The organism is Cellulophaga baltica 18, assembly GCF_000468615.2.
Classification (GTDB): Bacteria; Bacteroidota; Bacteroidia; order Flavobacteriales; family Flavobacteriaceae; genus Cellulophaga; species Cellulophaga baltica.
Genome location: NZ_CP009976.1, coordinates 3,206,077 through 3,222,323, shown reverse-complemented (window position 1 = coordinate 3,222,323; position 16,247 = coordinate 3,206,077). Strand labels below are relative to the sequence as shown.

The following is a 16,247-nucleotide window of genomic DNA, read 5'->3' as shown; positions in this document are numbered from 1 at the left end:
AATTATAACGATTTACAAAATATCAAAATAAAAAGGCCTTCCACATTTTGGAAGGCCTTTTTAAAGTCAAACAATTCGATACTTAACGAATCAGTTTTTTGTACTTGATACGTTTCGGCATTAAATCGCCACCCAAACGTTTCTTCTTGTTCTCTTCATAATCAGAGAATGATCCTTCAAAGAAATATACCTGAGAATCTCCTTCAAAAGCTAAAATGTGGGTACAAATACGATCTAAAAACCAACGGTCGTGAGAAATAACTACCGCACAACCTGCAAAATTCTCTAAACCTTCTTCCAAAGCTCTTAAGGTGTTTACATCAAGATCATTCGTAGGCTCATCCAAAAGAAGTACGTTGCCTTCTTCCTTCAATGTCATGGCTAAGTGTAAACGGTTACGTTCACCTCCAGACAACATGTTCACTTTTTTATTTTGTTCACTTCCTGAAAAGTTAAATCTACTTAGGTACGCACGAGAATTTACTTGACGGCCACCCATCATAATCATTTCTTGTTCGTCACTAAAGTTTTGCCAAATAGTTTTTTCTGGATCTATATTAGAGTGACTCTGATCTACATACGCAATTTTAGCAGTTTCTCCCACTACAAATTCACCCTTATCCGCATTCTCTTCTCCCATGACCATTCTAAAAATGGTTGTTTTACCGGCACCGTTTGGACCAATAACACCTACAATACCTGCTTGAGGAAGTTTAAAATTAAGATCTTCATATAACAGCTTATCTCCGTAAGCTTTACTTACACCAATAGCTTCAATTACATTTGTCCCTAAACGAGGTCCGTTAGGAATATAAATTTCTAGTTTTTCATCAAGTTGTTTTTGATCTTGACTCATTAACTTATCATAGTTATTCAAACGCGCTTTTTGCTTTGTTTGACGTCCTTTTGCTCCTTGACGTACCCATTCTAATTCCCGCTCTAAGGTCTTTTGGCGTTTAGAAGCTACTTTACTTTCATCTGCCATACGTTTAGATTTCTGATCTAACCAGCTAGAATAGTTCCCTTTCCAAGGAATACCTTCACCTCTATCCAATTCTAAAATCCAACCGGCAACATTATCCAAAAAGTACCTATCATGCGTTACGGCTATAACAGTACCCTTGTATTCTGCTAAATGATGTTCTAACCAATGTACAGATTCTGCATCCAAGTGGTTCGTAGGCTCATCTAATAATAAAATTTCAGGTTCTTGTAATAATAAGCGACATAAAGCAACACGTCTACGCTCTCCTCCAGATAATACTCCTATTTTTTTATCTGGCTCTGGCGTGCGTAAAGCATCCATAGCAATTTCTAGTTTCGTATCTAACTCCCAAGCATTAGAAGCATCTATCTGATCCTGTAATTCTGCTTGGCGCGCCATTAGCTTATCCATCTTATCTGCATCAGAATATACTTCTTCTAATCCAAACATATCATTTATCTTATTGTACTCATCAAGAATAGCGACCGTATCGGCTACACCTTCTTTTACAATTTCTAGAACCGTCTTTTCTTCATCTAATTGTGGTTCTTGCTCTAAATAGCCTACGCGGTATCCTGGAGAAAAAACAACATCGCCTTGGTAGTTTTTATCGGCACCCGCTATAATTTTTAGAAGTGTTGATTTACCTGATCCGTTGAGACCTAAAATTCCAATTTTAGCGCCGTAAAAAAAGCTAAGGTAAATATTTTTTAATACTGGAGTATTTGCCGTTTTAAAGGTTTTTGTAACCCCAGACATGGAGAAAATTACTTTCTTATCGTCAGACATATGTGTTTAACTATATTTAATTGTTTGTACTTTATTTTGTGGTAAAATTTAAACTCTTCCTTTTAAAGCATTAAAAACCCAAGCAATTGCTAAAAATCCGATTCCAACAGCTGCAAAACCATAGCCTGCAACCTCGTAGTACCTAAAAGCTCCTAAAGCTATTAAAGATAATCCTACAAAAATCATTATAAAAGTAGCCCATGCGAGTACCGTGTTTTTATTCATTCCCATAATATCTTGTAATTTTAGTTCGTTGGTGGGGTCAAATATCGTTATTTTAAGGAGTTTTCTATTTAGAAACTGCAACTTTTATTCTTCAAAAGGAAAAACAATTCCCGCTTTTGCTCTTATTGTATCTAATAGTCCTATTAAATTCATGCTATCTTCATGACTCCAATATGTGCTTTCTATAGCTTCGTTTGCTAAACAGTTTTGAACTTCTAAAATCTCATAATAATACCCCCTACCTTCCGTAGGTAAGTCAAATTTCGTAATTTCTTGATTAAGTTCCAACTCAAAACCTTGCGCTTCATGCCATTTCGGGTCTATAAAAATGGTTCCTTTAGTTCCTGAAATTTCAGCTTTCATTTCCGATTTAGAATTTAACCCACTATACAGAACAGCCTGAGCATCTGGATAGTCAAAAATCATAGCCGTTTGCATTTCTATTCCCGTTTTATAAAATTTAGAAGAAGCCATAATGGCCTCAGGATTCCCTAAAATTAAATAGGACAAAAAAACAGGATAAATCCCTATATCTAATAAAGAACCTCCTGCTAAATTGGGGTTTAATAACCTATTCTCATCATCTCTATGCAAGGCTGGGAATGCAAAATCTGCCTGTATATATTTAATAGCACCTAAAACACCCTCGGCAATTAATTCTGTTACTTTCTGGATGGTAGGATTAAAACGGCTCCATAAGGCTTCCATCAAAAAAACATTATTCTCCTTCGCTGCGGCAATCATTTTTGTAACCTCTTCCGTATTCACCCCTAAAGGTTTCTCACATAAAATATGCTTCCCGTAATACATTGCATCAATAGCCAATTTAGCATGAAAAGAATGTGGTGTTGCAATATAGATCACATCTACTTCTGGACATTTAAATAGCTCTTCATAACTACCAAATGCATATTTTGAGGCGTAATGTTTTGAGAATTCCTCCGCTTTTTCAATACTTCTGGAAGCTACAGCTACCAATTCAGAATCTTCAACTAAAGCTAAATCTTTCACAAAGTGATTTGCGATACTGCCCAATCCTACTATTCCCCAACGTAGTTTTTGTTTCATTTTCTCTTTATATATTATCAAAGTTAATCAATAATTACTCCTTATATTTATACCCATTAAAGAAATTTTAATACGTATGGATATCAACTTCAATAAAAACGAAGATCATAATAAATTACTTTTATCAGCATTAAAAAAAAGACTGACTGCCGTTAAATTAGGAGGCGGAAAAAGTAGAATTGAAAAACAACATGCTCAAGGGAAAATGACTGCCAGAGAGCGTATTGATTATTTATTAGATGATAAAGCAGATGCTATAGAAATTGGTGCATTTGTTGGCGACGGTATGTATAAAGAGCATGGCGGATGCCCTTCTGGAGGGGTTGTTGTTAAAATTGGATATGTAAAAGGTAAACAATGTATTGTGGTAGCCAATGACGCTACTGTTAAAGCAGGAGCTTGGTTTCCTATTACTGCCAAGAAGAATTTAAGAGCTCAAGAAATTGCCATAGAAAACAAATTACCAATTATTTACTTGGTTGATAGTGCTGGTGTTTATTTGCCCATGCAAGATGAAATTTTCCCAGACAAAGAGCATTTCGGGCGTATTTTTAGAAATAACGCCGTGATGAGCAGTATGGGGATCACACAAATATCTGCCGTTATGGGGAGTTGTGTTGCTGGTGGTGCTTATTTACCAATTATGAGTGACGAAGCACTAATTGTAGACAAAACTGCAAGTATTTTTTTAGCAGGAAGTTATTTGGTGAAAGCTGCTATTGGCGAAAGTATCGATAACGAAACATTGGGCGGTGCTACTACACATTGTGAAATAAGTGGCGTAACCGATTATAAATCTAAAGATGATGCTGATGCCTTAGATACCATTAAAAACATCATGAGTAAGATTGGTGATTTTGACAAAGCTGGCTATAACAGAATAAAGGCTGAAAAACCAAAAGAAAATCCGCAAGACATTTACGGGATCTTACCTAAATCAAGATCTGACCAGTATGATATGGTTGAAATTATTAAACGGTTAGTAGATGATTCTGATTTTGAACAATATAAAGAAGGGTACGGTAAAACCATATTAACAGGTTATGCACGTATTGATGGTTGGGCTGTAGGTATCGTAGCTAACCAACGTAAGGTGGTAAAAACCACCAATGGAGAAATGCAATTTGGAGGCGTTATTTATTCCGATTCTGCAGATAAGGCAACCCGTTTTATTGCCAATTGCAACCAAAAGAAAATTCCGTTAGTCTTTCTACAAGACGTTACCGGCTTTATGGTAGGCAGCAAAAGTGAACATGGCGGTATTATAAAAGATGGTGCTAAAATGGTGAATGCTGTGAGTAATTCTGTAGTCCCTAAATTTACGATTGTTATTGGAAATAGTTATGGCGCTGGTAATTACGCAATGTGCGGTAAAGCTTATGACCCACGATTAATTGTTGCATGGCCTAGTGCTGAACTAGCCGTAATGAGTGGTAATTCTGCCGCTAAGGTATTATTGCAAATAGAAAAAGCTTCTTTAAAGAAAAAAGGAGAAGAGATTACTCCTGAGAAAGAGGCCGAATTATTTAGCAAGATAAAGAACCGATATGATGATCAGGTTTCTCCATATTATGCGGCATCGCGTTTATGGACCGATGGCATTATTGACCCGTTAGATACTCGTAAATGGATTTCTATGGGAATTGATGCTGCGAATCATGCTCCCATAGAAAAACCTTTTAATTTAGGCGTTATTCAAGTTTAATTCCCTTGATGATTTTTTATACGCGGAATAAGAAGTAATTCCGTTTGTCTGCCATTTACATATCTAAATCCGTTTTCGCCATAGAAACCTGCTTCTTCAAGCATAATACGAATATCTCTGTTCCATTCTGGAACTGTAATCGTGGTATTCAATTCTATAGCGTAAACGGTATTTTTGTTTAAGGGGTATTTATCTCCATCGTCTTTCATTACTCCATCTTGAGCATCCCACATGCCTATCGTTGTTCCTGCCGAATGACCATACAAACCTAAAGGATGTGTATAAATTGAGGGCCTAAGACCGGCAACCTTAGCTTCCTGTAATGATTTCGCTAAAATTTCATTTCCTGTTCTCCCTTCAATCATATTATTTGTCAGAAAATCTTGAACGATATTCCCGTCTTTTAAGCCTTCCACCAAAAACTTGGGCGCTTGTTTTTCTTCTGGTTGTAACACATAAGCCAATTCTTGACAATCAGTATTTAACCTTAAATACGTAATGCCAAAATCGCAATGCAACAAGTCTCCGGGTACAATAGTCAGGCCATCAGGTCTTCCTGAAAAGGAATACAAATGATCTACTAATTTTTCACTACTGCGTTGCACATCTACCGTAGGATGAAACCAAGTTTCCAAGCCTAAATCTGTTACCTTTTGACGCATCCACCACTCCACTTCTGTTGTGGTCGTAACCCCTGGAGTAATTACTTTTTCTGAAAATGCTTCTGCGATAATATCATGTGTTATGTCTACCAATTGATTGTAAATAACCATTTCACGAGGCGTACGCGTTTCTATCCAACGCACTGCAAGTTGTTCTGCAGAGATTACTTTGGAATGCATTTTCTTAGGTAAATAGCTCATGAACTCATCATAATCTGTTTTATCTAAACCATCAGCGATATTATGATCTTTAGAGAAATTTAACCCAATCTTATTTGGGTTACGTTCTTTAATTAATTCTATAAGTCTTTTCCATTGGTCTGGTTGCTTTTCTTTATCCCAAGCAGAAACAATACTTTTACCCACATCATAACGTGCCACGGCTAGTTTTTCAATAGTATTTTTTGATTTGTTCCTGTAGAAAAGAAGTATTGTTCTTCTACGCGCATTTAACCAAGTAGCAGGGAGCATGGTTTTAAGAACAGGATCTTCATTGTATTCTCTAGAAATTACCACCCACATATCAATAGCTGCAGTATCCATCAATTCTGGAAGTAAAACATTAAAGCGCTCTTCTAAAATTTCGTCTACTACGGTAGCTCTTTCTACTTCTGGGAGAATTTGTTGCGCAAAACTACATACAACACAAAATAATGCAAAACTTAACATGGTTATTTTCATAGTGGTCGATTTAAAATCAAGCCTGAAAATACAAAATATTAAAAAAGAATAAAGTGTCTTTCGACACTTTATTAAAATCTACCAGGTAACACGTTCTAATTTAATGTATACCCCAAATAATTATTTGAAATACTACTTGTAGCCACACTAATGTGCTCTATATCTTGAGGGTTAAGCGTATGTAATATAGACGTATCATAACGAACACCATCAACAATTACTACCGTATTAGGATCACCACGCATAGTAATCACCGGTATTTGTCCCAGCTGCGTATTGGCGATACTTACTCCCGGCGCTGCACGCTGTATTGCGGTATAAAGATCTTGTTGACTATTTAAGTGTGCGCTATCAATCTCATACAGCTTAAACGGGTAAATGTCATCAGCTACTGCAACTCCATGGACCAAGCCGTTTGAAAATTGTACCGACGCATTACAAAATCCAGAAATACCAGCGAGGTTATTTTCTAAAACCGGATCTGAAATTACTTGAGCATTCAAGGATAACGTTAATAAAATAATTGGTGCAAATAAACTATTTTTCATCATTTTAGTTTTAAGTTCCTATAAACTTACGCCACTAAAAGACAATTAGAAACCTTAACTTAGGGATGTGTACGTTTGAATGAGCCAGACTATTTAGAAATTAAGGCTACTGTTTTTGCACGCTGAATTTTTCCATTAGCTGTTTTGATAAAAGATGTTACAGCGTAAATTTCTTTGGGCATCTCAAATTTGTCTAAAGTGTCCAAATTCTGAAGCGTGTTCCATAACTGTGCCTTATCCACATTCCCTTCGGTTATCAGCACTAGCTTTTGGCCTAATACTGTATCATAAATTCCTGCTACGAAAAAATCAACATTAATTACTTTAGAAATTTTGGCTTCAATTTTTTCTGGAAACAATTTAATACCCCCGGAGTTAATTATAGCATCATACCTACCTATCCACTCAAATTCTGTTGAAGAAACTAACGCCACCAAATCATTTGTCACCACTTCTTCATCAGAAATATTGGGCGCATTTATAACCAAACACCCTCTAGCATCTGTACTAAATTCTACTTTGGGTAATGCCGTAAAATTAGTATTGGTGGAATCTTCTAAATGGTTCACTGGTTTTAGTGCAACATGGGTAATAGTTTCCGTCATACCATACGTTTCATACACCTTACAAATATTGTTAGTCACTGCGACTTTTAATGAATCTGACATTTTAGCACCACCAACAATTAATAGTTTGAGTTGCTTTAGTTTTTGCAAGGAATTCTCTAGCTGCAGGGGTATCATCGCACTAAAATCATAAGATTTAGTAATACTTTCTAAAGGATTAGAATTTGGAGCCACATAATCCAATGCCAAGCCTATAGCCATAGCCCGCACCAACATCATTTTACCTGCTATAAAATCAACGGGCAAACAGAGTAAAGCGGTATTACCCCCTTCAAGACCAAAGAAATCACCGGTAGCCATCGCAGAATTTACCATGTGTTGTTTTCTTAGATTTATAATCTTGGGTACACCTGTGGAGCCGGAAGTAGCAACTTCCAAGTATTCATCCTCATTCACCCAATCTAAAAGAAAACTTCCAATAGGTTTTTCATGGGGTAGCCCTTCTTTAATTAAGCAATAGGCTACTTCTTTTAGTGCTTCATATGAAAACGAAATTCCGTTTAACCTAAAACTTGGATGAACAAACTTATGATTCAAATTCATTATTTTCTTGTGCTAAAAATGCCTCTTCCGTTAATACGCTCCCTGTTAATTTCTCTTTCCAATTGGTCCAATTATAGACTTTAGAAAAGATAAATAAAAGCGCAGGATAGATTACAATTACCGGTATAAAAACGTCCCAACCCAATGCTGGTTCTGACACATCTCTATACATAGAATCTGTTTGAAAAGCGGTCCAATCTGCTGTAACTAATAACGCCGTAACTAAATTATTTGCTGCATGAAAACCTAAAGAAAGCTCCAGACCTTCATCCATCAATGCTAAAATACCTAAAAAGAAACCTGTGCCAATATAATACACCATAATGCCATAGCCTAACTCCTGTACCTCTGGATTAAAAATATGCATCAAGCCAAAAATAGTTGAAGTAACGACTAAAGGTATCCATCTGTTCTTCGTTAAGATCCCAAGACTTTGCAGGAGGTAACCTCTAAATAAATATTCCTCAAAGCTTGTTTGTAAGGGCACTAAACAAATAGCTATTACAGCCAATATCAAAAATTTGTTTACATCAAAATTCCATACATAATTATCTGGCGACATATAGATGTCAACCCCAGTAATTAAAATAGTAATTACCGCCCAGAAAGTAAAAGCAAAAAAGATACGTTTCCAATCTATTTTAGCTCTGGATGTTGTGAATGCTGTGATAGATTGCCGGTGCAGAAAAAGCACTACTAAAAATAATACCAGTAAGCCTATCGCAAAAGAGATAAGCATAAGAAAAACAAACATATTATTTCCAAAAGCTTCTGCCATTTGTGGAATAGTAGCTACCATTCCGCCACCATTTACTGCATGAACGGCCATGGCTATTAGTAACGGGATCATCCCCAAAATTTGCCATCCTATTAGTACAATTATAAACCCTAATACATACCTCCAAGAATCCTTTAATCCTTTATACGCCTGCTCTATATACATAAATCACTTATCAAATTAGCTTTCCAATTTTTATTCTTTCTATAATACAAATTGCCATTCTCCACAGTCAAAGGGCTATCTAAATTATTGGTATACAAACTTCCTGTTCCCAAACCTTGTGGTAACGTACTCCGTAACGTAAATGTCCACTGTGCTATCGCGTTCAAACCTACGTTGCTTTCTAAAGCACTAGTAATCCACCATTTTATTCCCAAACCTTCTGCTATGGCAATCCACTCTTCACAGCCTTTTATACCACCTACCAAACTAGGCTTTAAAATAATATACTGTGGTTGTATTGTTTGTAGCAGTTCTTGCTTTTTTGTTACATCAAAAACACCAATTAATTCTTCATCTAACGCTATTGGCAAAGGTGTATCACTGCATAACATTCTCATATGATGCGGATTACCTTGCTTTATAGGTTGTTCTATGGAATGAAGATTAAAAGTTGCTAATTTTTTTAATTTCGTCAAAGCCTCCTCTTGTTTAAATGCACCATTGGCATCTACTCTAAGTTCTATTTCTTCAGGAGCGTATTTTTTTCGAATAGAAGCCAATAATTTTAGTTCTGTTTCAAAATCTATGGCGCCAATTTTCATTTTTATACATCGAAATCCACTAGCTAATTTTTGTTGAATCTGCTCTAGCATAAAAGCTTCATCTCCCATCCAAATTAAACCGTTAATAGGTATAGGAGCTTTTTTTTCAATAAAATCTGAAGGAAATAATTCAAAAGAATTGGATGAAGCTAGCGATAAAAAGGCTTGTTCTATGCCAAATTGAATGCTTGGAAATGCTATCAAAGCATCCCACAGCGCATCCTTTCCTAAATGAATATTGTCACATGTCCACTTTAACTTTGCTTCATATTCAGGAACATCATCAATACTTAAACCTCTTAAAATTCCACATTCCCCGATTCCTATTTCATCTTTAGATTTAAGGATAATAAACCAGGTTTCTTTTTGTTTTAACACCCCCCGAGAAGTTCCGCTCGGGCGTTTAAAATCTAAAATATATTTTTTATAGTTTGCTTCCATAATTTAGAATTCAAATTTAACTATATTTTGGGTCTAAATAGAATGGAAATGGGATTGGGTCAAGAAAAAGTGGTTTGGATTACAGGAGCGTCATCGGGTATTGGAGAAGCGTTGACGTATGCCTACGCCACTTCTGGAGCCAAAGTGGTAATTTCTGCTCGAAATATAGAAGGACTGCAGGCGGTAAAGCAAAAATGTCCTAGACCTAATGACATCTATATCTTACCCCTAGATCTCTTAAAACTTGAAGAATTTAATATAAAAACTAATGAAGCATGGAATGCTTTCGGAACTATAGATCTTCTGATAAATAATGCAGGCGTGAGCCAACGTTCTTTAATTATAGAAACGGACATGGAGGTTTACAAAAAACTGATGGATATTAACTATTTAGGAACTGTTGCCCTATCTAAGGCTATACTGCCCAAATTTCTATTACAAAACAAAGGTCAGTTTGCTGTAGTAAGCAGCTTAATGGGTAAATTTTCTTCTCCCTATCGTTCTGGATACTGTGGGGTTAAACACGCTTTACATGGCTTTTTTGACGCTTTACGGATGGAGCACGAAAAAGATGGGATTACCGTTACCATCATCTGCCCGGGATTTATACAAACCGATGTCGCAAAGAATGCGCTTGTTGGAGATGGCTCTAAAAATAACACCGAAGACAAAGCTACTGAGAATGGTTTAGCGGTGAATGTATTTGCTGCCCGAATGAAAAATGCTATCGAAAAGAAAAAGTTTGAGGCTTATATAGGAAAAAAAGAAGTTTTAGGAATTTATCTAAAGCGATTTTTCCCAAAACTCCTTCATAAAATTGTTTTAAAAAGCGAGGTACGCTAATTTTAAATTAAAATAGACTTCCCTATTTCTAATAAGTGTAATTTTTTATCTGCTTCTGAGAATTGTTTTTTAGCTGCTTCTTGATCTATTTTAATAAAACCAAAAGTATCATAGTGATATCCCAAAACTGTATCACAATCTACAAAATCTGAAGCAAAAATAGCATCTTCTATTCCCATGGTAAAATTATCTCCGATAGGTAAAATGGCAAGATCCAACTCACAAGTATATGGTATCAATTTCATATCCATATGCAAAGCAGTATCTCCTGCAATATAGATGTGTTTATCGTCTGCCGAAAGTATAAAGCCACCTGGTTGCCCACCGTACGTACCGTCTGCAAAAGACGAAGTATGAATAGCATTGACATACTTTAATTTTCCAAAATCAAAATTCCAACTTCCCCCATGGTTCATAGGGTGTGTTGTAAAACCTTTGTTTCCGTAATAAGTAGCAATTTCATAATTACTAACAATCGTGGCTCCAGAATTTTCAGCAATAACTTCTACATCTAAGACATGATCTTGATGCGCATGTGTAAGTAAAATATAATCGGGCTTTAAGTCGTTTATATCTATTTTGCCTATTGCTAAATCATTTCCTGAAATAAAAGGATCTACCAAAATAGTCGCTGTTGTGGTCTTTATCAATAAAGACGCATGACCCAGAAAAGTTATTTTCATATTTTTAAGCTATTTTTAATTTGACTTATTTAAAATTAAACCAAAATTTAACTCCCTCTTCAACTTTATCAATATTTAATGTTGACTGTAACTGATTTACCAAACGGTTCATTAATCTAATCCCCATAGATTCTCCTGCACGTTCTTCCATATCTGAAGGCATTCCTACTCCATTATCAGAATACTCAAAATAACCACCGCCTTCTTCTGTTGTTTTTCTCAAGTGAATATAGATTTTTCCATTCCCATCATCTTCCGGGAAACCATATTTAAAGGAATTGGAAACTAGTTCATTTAAGATCAAACCAAAAGGTATTGCTCTATCAATATCTAGTTCTACCGCTTCTGCATCAATATTTATATTAATCTTATGTCCGCCTTTCTTATAAACAGATTGTATACTGTTTACAAGGCTTTCAATATAGCCCTGCATTTCAATTACCGAAAGATCATCATTTTGATATAATTTCTGGTGAATTAATGCCATAGCCTTCACCCTACTTTTTCCTTCTTCTAAAGCTTCAATGGCCGCTTTACTCTTCGTGTTTTTAGTCTGCAAACTCAACAAACTAGATACCATTTGAAGGTTGTTTTTAACCCGGTGGTGTATTTCTTTAAGAAGTGAATCTTTTTCTACCAACGAAGCTTCAATAATATGCTTTTGCTGTACAATTATGCGCTGTACTTTAATACTTCTAAGGTAAGCGTATACCAAACCTGCAAAACCCAATAAAGTAAATACTAAAGAGATATACACATAGGATATTTCATTATCCAACGCATCTAACTCTCTACTCTTTAGCTCTAAACTTTCTTTAGACTCGCGATACATTGCCTTAGAATTCTCTAAATCTGATTGCACTAAGGCCTCTAATTGTTGACCAGTAATAAGTCGTTCATTAGACGCTATGGAATCTGAAAGTCTTATATTTTTTTTATAATAGAAAGACGCAGTAGAAAAGTCTGCCACTTTATCATAATATGCAGCTAACAATCTGTTTCTTTTTAACTGATGCTCTGCTTCAACATATTTAAAATCTTTATCTAATAGTTTTTTTGCATCTTTAAGCTCATTAGTTTGAAGCAAACAATCTGCTAAGTATAAGGTATTCTCTATAAGGTTAGAAGAGTAGGAACCCATCTTATATTTATAAATAGCCTCAATGCTATTCTCCAGATAAAAAACAGCGTCTTCAAAATTTTTCAAATCAGCATAACACTTCCCAATATTACCGGCAATGATACCTTTTAGCAAACTTCCCTTTATAATATCATTTTCTGTTTTTGCCAACATCACATCGCCTAAATACAGATTTACAAAAGATTCTGCACTCTTAAATTTAGTAATCGCTGTTGGCGGAGATTTATCTAACCATAAATAATGTCCTACATTATTGTTATAAACGGCATTGGCATAGTAATCTTTTGGATCTATTGTTTTACTTACTTCTTCAATATAATCTCTCATTGCCTTATTCGGCAAGCCCATATTAGAATAGATATCGTAAAAAATTATATCTTTTGAAATACCAAGTTCTTTTCGTTCTTTGCGTACTTCAGATTGTTTTACATAAAGTTTAAGCTTTTCATAACTTTTATCTAAAAGTTCTAATATGATTTTTTTCTCAGTCACAGACATATTTTCATTTGTCTGATATAAATCATTGGCTAAGGCTACGCATTTAGAATACTCTCCTAAATCAAACATCACCTGACTCTGCATGGTCTTGTACTGAAAGATAGCTGTGGTATCGCTTGAGTTTTCTGCATCTACCAGGTATTCTTCTAATGTCTTTTTCCAATCAAAAGGAGAAGTCTGATTGTACCGGTTTGTAGAATTAAAAAATAATTTAAATCTTGCTGAAGCGTTACTTGCACTCTGAAATACTTTGTATGTATTTACATCTTCATTTACATCCTCTTGACCGATCGCAGCGGCAAACAAGAAAAGAAATAAAAACTGTACAAGTGTTTTTCTAGAAAACAGTTTTATAAGGTTAGAGTGCATCCGCTTCTTAATATTATAGGTTTATGGTCTTATGTGTTATTCAAACATAGCGTAATTACTATTAATTACGGGCAATATTGTTGTCAATTGAAATCATGCTGTTGTATACCAATGTAAACAATTTACAAAAAAATCAAAATTAGCGCATATTCCCTTAAACTGGAAATAGATTTGCCCTAAATTAAAAAGACCGAACAACGCATTGCTCGGTCTTTGTATTTGATTATGAAAATGATAAGATTTGGGATCTTTATTTAATCATGCCTCAAAGGTATGTCTAAGATTCAAAGCTACCATCATTTTGTTGTGTACTCTTAAATTTATGTGGTGAACAAACCATTTAAGTTTACATCATGTATTTCATCCTCTTTATGGATATAAAAAAGGCTGGTTAATTTTCATTGACCAGCCCTACGTATTAATTTAATAAATTCTTGTATTTAAGAATTCATCGCCGAAATTATAAACTCCTTAAACTCTTTAGAGATCGGTATTAAATTATTATTTATCAAAATATCTTTTGAATTAATCGCTTCTATATGATCTACATTCACAATGTAAGACTTATGCGCTCTATAAAACTTATTAGAAGGTAACTTCTCTAAGTAATCTTTTAAAGGAGAACGTACTAAGAATTTTTTATCTACTGTATTTACTTCTAAATACACATTATCAGCTTTTATAAACTGAATATCACCAAACTGAATTCTATAATACAGATGCTGTTTTTTTACGAAAATTGAGTCTTTAAGTACGCTGTTTGAAACCAACTTATCATCCGTAACTTCTTCTGTAGGAGCGCTAGTCGTGCCCGCCGCCTTCTCATTATAATTAAAACTGGATAATGCAATTTCTATAGAAGTATATAAGTCTTGTTGCTCAAAAGGCTTTACAAGATACCCGTTTGGTTTTACGGTCTTTGCATTTTCTACGGTGGCTCTATCTGAGTTTGAGGTTACGAAAATGAAAGGGATATTGTACTTTTCTCTAATGTGTTTTCCTAAATCTATCCCTGTCTTATCGGAAGCAAGAATAATATCGATCAAAACAAGATCTACTTGCTTAGTTTTCAGTACTTCTATCGCTTGTTCATAAACGATGACATTATCAACAATCTCATAACCAATCTCTTCTAACATTGATTGCATATCATCAGCAATGATAACGTTATCCTCTACGATAAGAATTTTAATGGGCTGCTCCAAATTTGGTTTTAGTTTATTAAGTTATGTAAGCCAAAGCTACGAAAAAATATTAAAACTTAAATAAAAGATAACAGCAAGAAAAAATGTACTTAATGCTACCTTTTTTAACTCAGGATCTAATAAAAAGGGTTCTTTTGTTTTTGACACTCTCAGGGCGTGTACGCCAAGCGGAATAAATATTATTAAATGTATAAAATTACACCAAGAACTATAATTTAGCATCGTAAAAGCTACCATGCTTACGAAAGAAATAGCCAAAAGTACATAATGGTATATTTTTCCATTTTCAAAACCCATTTTTACGACTAGAGTGTTTTTACCTGCGTTTTTATCTGATATGGCATCTCTTAAATTATTTAAATTTAAAACTGCCGTACTCAATAAACCTATTGCTATTGCAGGTAATATGGCAGTGAGCGTTAAGAATTTAGTAAATAAAAATAGTGATCCTAACACCCCTAATAATCCAAAAAAGATAAAAACAAAAAGATCTCCTAAACCCTTATAGCCATAGGCTGAAGTTCCTACTGTGTATTTTATTGCAGCCCAAACACTTGCGAGTGCAAGAGCAAAAAACAATAAAATTAAAGGATAGTTTTCAGTGCCAAAAGAATAAACTAATAAGGTGATGGCAAGGATTAAATCGACAATTATGGAAATGATAATCCCATTTTTTAATTCTGCTCTAGTAAGTATACCACTTTGCAATGCCCTTTTAGGCCCTACTCTTTCCTCATTGTCTGTTCCTTTAACTCCGTCTCCATAATCATTAGCAAAGTTAGAGGTTACCTGAAAACCAATGGTGGTGCACAAAGCAAGGATAAAAATAATCCAATTTTGATGTCCATAAAAGTTTCCTAATGCAGCACCCACAATAATTCCGGAGATAGATAATGGTAAAGTACGCAATCTTGCTGCGTTAAGCCAGGCTTTAAATTTTGTCAATGCTAGTAGGGATCTTCTATTTGTATGCGTTTTCCATTTTGATACGAAGCCACAAAGGCATCTTCAAAGCCCATTTTCACTAATTGGTATCTAAATGATCTTGCTTCTTCTATAGTTTCAAAGTTACCCAAAGAATACGAATAGAACGGATTTGTTTTAACGAACAGGGTATTTGATAAGGATTCTGATGCTAAGGTTACATTATTATCTACGAACGATTTAATTTGAACCGAATATATTTTTTCTCTTTCTAGGAATTCTTTAGCCAAGTAAAATTCCTTTACATTACTGAGTTCCTCGTTCTTTAACTTTAAGTTATCCATTCTAGACTTAATCACTTGTAAGCTATCTAAGTCATACACCACCAAATTATTATTGGTTTCTGGCGCACTACTTCTTCTGCCTGCATTGAAGACATATAAGGCAAAAACTCCTAATAAAAATACACTGGTAACCCCTGCAAGAATATTTCGTTGAATCTTATTTCTTTTAAGCTCTTTATTTTTAAACTTAATCTGGTCTAAAAGTCGCTCATTAAGTATTTGAGCTTTATCGATATCTTTATGTAAATCAAGTAAATCGCTTTCTTCAATAAATGGCATATTAAACTTGGATTAGGGGACGTTATTTGTAGTTAAAGTATAAATTTCATTAGCTGTCTTGTAAATGTATATATTTCTTAAAAATAAATGAAACATTTCGCCCTATTATTTAATTGAATATCATGATATTGTGGTTCTAATAC

At 34.7% G+C, this 16,247-nt stretch carries 15 protein-coding genes; 2 read left to right on the top strand and 13 right to left on the bottom strand.

Features of this window, described 5'->3' with window-relative positions; translation table 11 throughout:
- Nucleotides 1-82 precede the first annotated feature (82 nt).
- From ettA to M666_RS13765, 3 genes are all read right to left on the bottom strand, one after another.
- Nucleotides 83-1,774, bottom strand: a complete 1,692-nt coding sequence (ettA, locus tag M666_RS13775) for an energy-dependent translational throttle protein EttA (RefSeq protein ID WP_024480598.1) — start codon at nucleotides 1,772-1,774, stop codon at nucleotides 83-85.
- 48 nt (nucleotides 1,775-1,822) lie between these two features.
- Nucleotides 1,823-1,999, bottom strand: a complete 177-nt coding sequence (locus M666_RS20505) for a CAL67264 family membrane protein (protein ID WP_091624683.1) — start codon at nucleotides 1,997-1,999, stop codon at nucleotides 1,823-1,825.
- Nucleotides 2,000-2,083: 84 nt separating this feature from the next.
- On the bottom strand, nucleotides 2,084-3,067 hold the full coding sequence (locus M666_RS13765) for a Gfo/Idh/MocA family protein (protein ID WP_029446330.1): 984 nt from the start codon (nucleotides 3,065-3,067) through the stop codon (nucleotides 2,084-2,086).
- Between the two features lie 76 nt (nucleotides 3,068-3,143).
- On the opposite strand from M666_RS13765, the gene M666_RS13760 reads away from it, so the two are divergent.
- Nucleotides 3,144-4,772, top strand: a complete 1,629-nt coding sequence (locus M666_RS13760; RefSeq protein ID WP_025614998.1) for an acyl-CoA carboxylase subunit beta — start codon at nucleotides 3,144-3,146, stop codon at nucleotides 4,770-4,772.
- On the opposite strand, the gene M666_RS13755 is transcribed toward M666_RS13760, so the two are convergent.
- The 5 genes from M666_RS13755 to menC form a co-directional block, all read right to left on the bottom strand.
- The gene (locus tag M666_RS13755) at nucleotides 4,769-6,115 is read right to left on the bottom strand and encodes a M24 family metallopeptidase (RefSeq protein WP_029446329.1); all 1,347 of its coding nucleotides are present in this window, start codon (nucleotides 6,113-6,115) and stop codon (nucleotides 4,769-4,771) included. The genes M666_RS13760 and M666_RS13755 overlap by 4 nt on opposite strands.
- A gap of 95 nt (nucleotides 6,116-6,210) precedes the next feature.
- Nucleotides 6,211-6,663, bottom strand: coding sequence for a TonB-dependent receptor plug domain-containing protein (locus M666_RS13750; protein WP_158400246.1), 453 nt, complete (start codon nucleotides 6,661-6,663; stop codon nucleotides 6,211-6,213).
- Nucleotides 6,664-6,752: 89 nt separating this feature from the next.
- A complete protein-coding gene (locus M666_RS13745) occupies nucleotides 6,753-7,832 on the bottom strand; it encodes an AMP-binding protein (RefSeq protein ID WP_029446327.1) in 1,080 nt (359 codons plus the stop codon).
- The gene (locus M666_RS13740; RefSeq protein ID WP_029446326.1) at nucleotides 7,816-8,775 is read right to left on the bottom strand and encodes a CPBP family intramembrane glutamic endopeptidase; all 960 of its coding nucleotides are present in this window, start codon (nucleotides 8,773-8,775) and stop codon (nucleotides 7,816-7,818) included. The genes M666_RS13745 and M666_RS13740 overlap by 17 nt, the downstream gene beginning before the upstream one ends.
- Nucleotides 8,766-9,818, bottom strand: a complete 1,053-nt coding sequence (gene menC, locus M666_RS13735; RefSeq protein ID WP_029446325.1) for an o-succinylbenzoate synthase — start codon at nucleotides 9,816-9,818, stop codon at nucleotides 8,766-8,768. Before menC ends, M666_RS13740 begins: the two co-directional genes overlap by 10 nt.
- A 48-nt stretch (nucleotides 9,819-9,866) precedes the next feature.
- On the opposite strand from menC, the gene M666_RS13730 reads away from it, so the two are divergent.
- Entirely contained in the window at nucleotides 9,867-10,661 is a 795-nt protein-coding gene (locus M666_RS13730) for an SDR family oxidoreductase (protein ID WP_024480590.1), read from the top strand.
- A gap of 2 nt (nucleotides 10,662-10,663) precedes the next feature.
- On the opposite strand, the gene M666_RS13725 is transcribed toward M666_RS13730, so the two are convergent.
- From M666_RS13725 to M666_RS13705, 5 genes are all read right to left on the bottom strand, one after another.
- The gene (locus M666_RS13725) at nucleotides 10,664-11,344 is read right to left on the bottom strand and encodes a metal-dependent hydrolase (RefSeq protein ID WP_029446324.1); all 681 of its coding nucleotides are present in this window, start codon (nucleotides 11,342-11,344) and stop codon (nucleotides 10,664-10,666) included.
- Between the two features lie 25 nt (nucleotides 11,345-11,369).
- Complete coding sequence (locus tag M666_RS13720) at nucleotides 11,370-13,352, bottom strand: sensor histidine kinase (RefSeq protein WP_024480588.1); 1,983 nt, start codon at nucleotides 13,350-13,352, stop codon at nucleotides 11,370-11,372.
- 440 nt (nucleotides 13,353-13,792) lie between these two features.
- Nucleotides 13,793-14,557, bottom strand: a complete 765-nt coding sequence (locus M666_RS13715; RefSeq protein ID WP_024480587.1) for a LytR/AlgR family response regulator transcription factor — start codon at nucleotides 14,555-14,557, stop codon at nucleotides 13,793-13,795.
- Between the two features lie 36 nt (nucleotides 14,558-14,593).
- Complete coding sequence (menA, locus tag M666_RS13710; RefSeq protein WP_024480586.1) at nucleotides 14,594-15,502, bottom strand: 1,4-dihydroxy-2-naphthoate octaprenyltransferase; 909 nt, start codon at nucleotides 15,500-15,502, stop codon at nucleotides 14,594-14,596.
- Between the two features lie 2 nt (nucleotides 15,503-15,504).
- The gene (locus tag M666_RS13705) at nucleotides 15,505-16,104 is read right to left on the bottom strand and encodes a sporulation protein (RefSeq protein WP_024480585.1); all 600 of its coding nucleotides are present in this window, start codon (nucleotides 16,102-16,104) and stop codon (nucleotides 15,505-15,507) included.
- Nucleotides 16,105-16,247 lie beyond the last annotated feature (143 nt).

What these genes read in the sequence shown, in the direction of transcription:
- ettA (WP_024480598.1), bottom strand. Translation starts at nt 1,774, where the DNA reads ATGTCTGACGATAAGAAAGTAATTTTCTCCATGTCTGGGGTTACAAAA.
- M666_RS20505 (WP_091624683.1), bottom strand. Translation starts at nt 1,999, where the DNA reads ATGAATAAAAACACGGTACTCGCATGGGCTACTTTTATAATGATTTTT.
- M666_RS13765 (WP_029446330.1), bottom strand. Translation starts at nt 3,067, where the DNA reads ATGAAACAAAAACTACGTTGGGGAATAGTAGGATTGGGCAGTATCGCA.
- M666_RS13760 (WP_025614998.1), top strand. Translation starts at nt 3,144, where the DNA reads ATGGATATCAACTTCAATAAAAACGAAGATCATAATAAATTACTTTTA.
- M666_RS13755 (WP_029446329.1), bottom strand. Translation starts at nt 6,115, where the DNA reads ATGAAAATAACCATGTTAAGTTTTGCATTATTTTGTGTTGTATGTAGT.
- M666_RS13750 (WP_158400246.1), bottom strand. Translation starts at nt 6,663, where the DNA reads ATGAAAAATAGTTTATTTGCACCAATTATTTTATTAACGTTATCCTTG.
- M666_RS13745 (WP_029446327.1), bottom strand. Translation starts at nt 7,832, where the DNA reads ATGAATTTGAATCATAAGTTTGTTCATCCAAGTTTTAGGTTAAACGGA.
- M666_RS13740 (WP_029446326.1), bottom strand. Translation starts at nt 8,775, where the DNA reads ATGTATATAGAGCAGGCGTATAAAGGATTAAAGGATTCTTGGAGGTAT.
- menC (WP_029446325.1), bottom strand. Translation starts at nt 9,818, where the DNA reads ATGGAAGCAAACTATAAAAAATATATTTTAGATTTTAAACGCCCGAGC.
- M666_RS13730 (WP_024480590.1), top strand. Translation starts at nt 9,867, where the DNA reads ATGGGATTGGGTCAAGAAAAAGTGGTTTGGATTACAGGAGCGTCATCG.
- M666_RS13725 (WP_029446324.1), bottom strand. Translation starts at nt 11,344, where the DNA reads ATGAAAATAACTTTTCTGGGTCATGCGTCTTTATTGATAAAGACCACA.
- M666_RS13720 (WP_024480588.1), bottom strand. Translation starts at nt 13,352, where the DNA reads ATGCACTCTAACCTTATAAAACTGTTTTCTAGAAAAACACTTGTACAG.
- M666_RS13705 (WP_024480585.1), bottom strand. Translation starts at nt 16,104, where the DNA reads ATGCCATTTATTGAAGAAAGCGATTTACTTGATTTACATAAAGATATC.